The following is a 2,730-nucleotide window of genomic DNA, read 5'->3' as shown; positions in this document are numbered from 1 at the left end:
TGGTTGCGGGAGTAGGATTTGAACCTACGACCTTCAGGTTATGAGCCTGACGAGCTACCGGGCTGCTCCATCCCGCGACAGGGTGGTTTGGTATGTGTCGTTTAGAGAGATACGCGTGGTTTTTTCTAGGTTTGGCGGTGACCTACTCTCCCACGTCTTGAGACGCAGTACCATCGGCGCGACGGCACTTAACGGCCGGGTTCGGAATGGATCCGGGTGTTTTGCTCGCGCTATGACCACCAAACCAAGGAAAAACCACCGCTGCGCGGTGGCTTTTCGTTGGTTTGGTCAGCGGGATGTAGCGTTTCGCGAAGCGACAACGCGGGTCCCGCACCTCTCCATGCCAGGCGCAGCGAGCAAATCAACCCCGTTCTGCTTTCGCGTCCGGGACGTTGTCCATGTCATCACACTTACGGTGTGTATGCTTTTGATGGTCCGCAGAGATCAGGTATGAACCTGTCTGTTACTGGATCAAATCAAGCCTATCGGGCCATTAGTACCGGTCAACTGAACATGTTACCATGCTTACATCTCCGGCCTATCGACGTGGTGGTCTTCCACGGCCCTCAGGGATACCTTGTTTTGAGGGGGGCTTCCCGCTTAGATGCCTTCAGCGGTTATCCTGTCCGATCATAGCTACCCAGCACTGCCGTTGGCACGACAACTGGTCCACCAGTGGATCGTTCACCCCGGTCCTCTCGTACTAGGGGCAACTCCTCTCAAGTATCCTACACCCACGGCAGATAGGGACCGAACTGTCTCACGACGTTCTAAACCCAGCTCACGTACCTCTTTAAACGGCGAACAGCCGTACCCTTGGGACCTGCTCCAGCCCCAGGATGAGATGAGCCGACATCGAGGTGCCAAACACTGCCGTCGATATGGACTCTTGGGCAGTATCAGCCTGTTATCCCCGGCGTACCTTTTATCCGTTGAGCGATGGCCCTCCCACTTGGGACCACCGGATCACTATGGCCGTCTTTCGACTCTGCTCGACTTGTCAGTCTTGCAGTCAGGCTGGCTTCTGCCATTGCACTCAACGAGCGATTTCCGACCGCTCTGAGCCAACCTTCGCGCGCCTCCGTTACGCTTTAGGAGGCGACCGCCCCAGTCAAACTACCCGCCACACAGGGTCCCGGATCCGGATAACGGATCGCGGTTAGACATCAAGCAGAACAAGGGTGGTATCTCAAGGAAGGCTCCACAGGAACTGGCGTCCCTGCTTCGAAGCCTACCACCTATCCTGCACATGTTGTGCCTGATGCCAGTGTGAAGCTGTAGTAAAGGTGCACGGGGTCTTTCCGTCTAACCGCGGGAAGCCTGCATCTTGACAGGCAATTCAATTTCGCTGAGTCGATGTTGGAGACAGCGGGGAAGTCGTTACGCCATTCGTGCAGGTCGGAACTTACCCGACAAGGAATTTCGCTACCTTAGGACCGTTATAGTTACGGCCGCCGTTTACCTGGGCTTCAATTCGGAGCTCTCACCCCTCCTTTTAACCTTCAGGCACCGGGCAGGCGTCAGACCCTATACGTCGTCTTGCGACTTCGCAGAGCCCTGTGTTTTTAGTAAACAGTCGCCACCCCCTGGTTTGTGCCCCCAGCCCCTAGTTGCCTAGGAACCGGGCCTCCTTCTCGCGAACTTACGGAGGTATTTTGCCGAGTTCCTTCAACATCGTTCTCTCAAGCGCCTTGGTATGCTCTACCAGTCCACCTGTGTCGGTTTAGGGTACGGTCCTAAAGTGGGGCTATTTCCAGGGACCGCTCAGCAGCCCTCCCAATCCGATAAGGAAGAACTACATCTGCGATCCGTCACCACCACATGGCCCAGGAATATTAACCTGGTTCCCATCGACTACGCCTTTCGGCCTCGCCTTAGGGGCCGGCTTACCCTGCTCAGATTAGCTTTAAGCAGGAACCCTTGGACTTTCGGCGAGAGTGTCTCTCACACTCTTTGTCGCTACTCATGTCATCATTCTCGCTAGTGATCTCTCCACCCGATGGCTCACGCCCGGGCTTCACAGAAAGAACCCTGCCCTCCATTACATCCCGGAGGATGCAGAAGAGGGCGAGTTCTATGTCACACTACGCTCCGCTACCATGCCTTACGGCATCCTAAGCTTCGGCTCGTGGCTTGAGCCCCGTTACATCTTCGCCGCAGGACAACTTGATTAGACCAGTGAGCTGTTACGCTATCTTTAAAGGATGGCTGCTTCTAAGCCAACCTCCTGGTTGTTTTGGTCGTCCCACCTGCTTTCCCACTTAGCCACGAATTGGGGGCCTTAGCTGTAGGTCAGGGTTGTTTCCCTCTCCACGACGGACGTTAGCATCCGCCGTGTGTCTGCCATCTAGTACTCCCGGGTATTCGGAGTTTGGTTAGGATCAGTAAGCCTGTGGGGCCCCATTACCCATCCAGTGCTCTACCCCCCGGGGTATTCGGATGACGCTCTACCTAAATAGATTTCGCGGAGAACCAGCTATCTCCGAGTTTGATTGGCCTTTCACCCCTAGGCACAACTCATCCCGACCTTTTTCAACAGGTGTGGGTTCGGACCTCCAGCAAGTGTTACCTTACCTTCATCCTGGTCATGCCTAGATCACTCGGTTTCGGGTCTGATCCATCTAACTCAACGCCCTATTAAGACTCGCTTTCGCTGCGCCTACACCTAACGGCTTAAGCTTGCTAGATAGACCAAGTCGATGACCCATTATACAAAAGGTACGCCGTCAC

1 tRNA gene and 2 rRNA genes are annotated in these 2,730 nt (G+C 55.1%); all 3 read right to left on the bottom strand.

The features are described 5' to 3' along the window. Window positions 1-77, bottom strand: a tRNA-Met gene (locus HC022_RS23460). 52 nt (window positions 78-129) lie between these two features. Continuing rightward, a 5S ribosomal RNA gene (gene rrf / locus HC022_RS23455) occupies window positions 130-244 on the bottom strand. A 228-nt stretch (window positions 245-472) separates the two neighbouring features. Then, window positions 473-2,730: ribosomal RNA gene (locus HC022_RS23450) — 23S ribosomal RNA — on the bottom strand; the annotation flags it as partial.

Source organism: Salipiger sp. HF18, assembly GCF_011806505.1.
GTDB lineage: Bacteria > Pseudomonadota > Alphaproteobacteria > Rhodobacterales > Rhodobacteraceae > Salipiger > Salipiger thiooxidans.
The sequence above is the reverse complement of the archived record's forward strand: the minus strand, read 5'-3'. Positions and strand labels throughout refer to the sequence as shown.